Source organism: Asaia sp. SF2.1, from assembly GCF_000505765.1.
Lineage (GTDB): Bacteria > Pseudomonadota > Alphaproteobacteria > Acetobacterales > Acetobacteraceae > Asaia > Asaia bogorensis.
Window position 1 is genome coordinate 176,875 of sequence record NZ_AYXS01000012.1, and the last position, 2,266, is coordinate 179,140.

The window sequence follows — 2,266 nt, forward strand, 5'->3', positions numbered from 1 at the left end:
CTGAGTTTCCCCAAAGGAGCGACGACACCCAAAATCGACTTCAGCTATCGCAACCCGGCGGTTCTGGACTGGGCCGATGGCTTCGCAATTGCGAAAGACTGGCTCTATATTTCCGACTCACGTCTTGATGAACTGGCCTTCAGCAATTCCCGTCCTGTTTCTGGCGCCACAACAATCTATCGTATGAAGCGTCCTGCCTGCGAGACAGGTGGGGAAGCTTCACCTCAACAGATCGATGGACATTCAAATTGACCGGGAACAAGACCGAAAAGGCCTCCCTTAACAAGGCTCTGTGGGCAGGATTTATTGGTGGCAACCTGTCCAGCTTCGTCAAATGGGGAACCGAAGTTCCCCTGCCGCCCCGCACGCCGGACCGCCCCAGCCCACCCGCCGAGATGCTACGTGATTTCGGCATCGACGTTCGTGGCCTTGTCTATCACTACTCGGACCATCTGGTGCAGGGCGGTGTCCTGCTCGTGCATCACCTCTTTTCCATCGTTTTCGCGCTGCTCTATTGCGTCATCTGGCGCTATGAGCCACGCATTGCGCTCTGGCAGGGTGTTGCCTTCGGGCTGGTCGTCACGGTGTTGTTCCATGGCATGGTGCTGCCTTTGGGGCACTGGGCACCCGCCCTGTGGAATCTCCCGCGAGCGGAAATCCTGTCCGAGACAATCGGCCATATGCTGTGGGCATGGGTCATTGAGCTGATCAGACGTGAGTTCATGACCCCAGCCTCAGAGGCAAGGAAAACCCTTAGAGCCTGAAACACGGAAAGAGCTGCGAAGCGGGGCCATCATATCGGCCCCGCAGCGACAGTCAGAGGACGAGCGCCATGCGTTGATGCTCGATCGGCCCCTTGAAAAACAGATCCCCCATCGGCTGCATGGCAAATTTCTCGTAAAAGCCGCGTGCCGTGCTGCGGGCATCGAGTTCAAGGCGCGTGACGCCCAGCACCCGACAGGTGTCGATCGCCTCGCGCATCAGTTGCGTCCCGATCCCCTTCCCCTGACAGCGCCCCGTCACGGCGAATTTGCGCAGCTGGTACAGTCCCGGCCCGATGGGGCAAAGTGAGAGACAGCCCACCAGCGTCTCGCCGACAAACGCCCCGAGATGCGTGGCCTCGGGATCCTGTGGCACGCGACACTCATCTTCAGTCAGGGCTGGCCAAAGCACCTCGCGGCGCAAAGGCAGACAATCTTCGGTTGAAATTCGCGCAATGCGCAGAGCGTCCTGCATTTCCCTACTCCCTGATGAAGCCTCTTCACGCATCATTCCCGGCCGGTGCAATGCGCGTCCACGCCTTGAGCATAACTCAGATTGCCGTTTGAGGCCCTGCGCCAGCAATTTGTGCCCCCTCAGCCGGGCCGACATCTGAACAGGCTTTCTCAGGCACCTGTCCCAGATCCTTCGCGCCACAACTCAGGCAAAAGCGGTTGAATGCCATGTTGCGCGTGTCGCAGCGCAGGCAATGCTGATAGAGCGTCAAACCGCAGTGGACGCAGTAATTCGTGTCCATGCCCTCGACCTGCAGGATAGGCCGATCGCAATCGGGGCAGATCTTCTTCTCGATACGGGCATAGGCCTGTTCGCGATCAACGCGCTGACGGCGCTCCTTTTCCGACTCTGCTTCAGCAATACGGCGCCTCGCCAGATAAGCCTGCATGTTCCTGATCAGCACGACGCAGATAGCAACCGTCAGGACTGCGCCCACGCCGTAGCGCACATACCCGCCATAGCTCGGCAGATAGGGGACGAGCTCGACAAAGAACGAATAAAGCGAGGCCAGAACGAAGCCGCGATAGAGTGGCCAGTAAGCGCTTTGCCGCTTGCGCATGACCAGCCAGATGGCGAGCACCAGAAGCGGCAAGGTAAATGCAAGACGCATGAGAAACACGCGCATCTGCGCCATGAAGACAGCGCGGGCATAGACAGGCCGGTAAGCCTGCGCGATCGTATCGCGTTCCTGCTCGATCGCCGTTTTCTGCTGGCTGAGCTCATGCACACGCTGATCGATCGCCTCGATCTTCTGCGTTGCCTGATGCTCGCGCTGCTGCAATTGCTCGAGCGCCTCGGTACGACGGGTCAGTTCAGTGTCCTGCCACGGGTCGGTCGTCGCCTTGCGAGTCTCAAGCCAGGCCTGGAAGGCCTCCTTCGCGCTGCTGGTTGCACTATGTGCCGCCTCCAGCGCGATCTCACCGCTTTCGCGCTGCGCGCGCAGCGCATTCTCCTCGGTGCTGATCGAACGCGCATGCTGCGTCAGTGTGTC

Annotated in this window: 4 protein-coding genes; 2 read left to right on the forward strand and 2 right to left on the reverse strand. The window is 59.6% G+C overall.

The features are described 5' to 3' along the window. On the forward strand, positions 1-252 hold a 252-nt coding region (locus P792_RS37565; protein ID WP_031240615.1), incomplete at its 5' end, for a hypothetical protein. Further along, positions 249-764: a DUF1440 domain-containing protein gene (locus P792_RS0118805; RefSeq protein WP_023978480.1), complete on the forward strand. Its 516-nt coding sequence runs from the start codon at positions 249-251 to the stop codon at positions 762-764. The genes P792_RS37565 and P792_RS0118805, both read left to right, overlap by 4 nt. Positions 765-816: 52 nt before the next feature. Here P792_RS0118805 and P792_RS27205 read toward each other — a convergent pair whose 3' ends face one another. Both P792_RS27205 and P792_RS27210 read right to left on the reverse strand, forming a co-directional pair. After that, entirely contained in the window at positions 817-1,236 is a 420-nt protein-coding gene (locus P792_RS27205) for a GNAT family N-acetyltransferase (RefSeq protein ID WP_023978481.1), read from the reverse strand. A 76-nt stretch (positions 1,237-1,312) separates the two neighbouring features. After that, on the reverse strand, positions 1,313-2,266 hold a 954-nt coding region (locus tag P792_RS27210), incomplete at its 5' end, for a zinc ribbon domain-containing protein (RefSeq protein ID WP_161630835.1).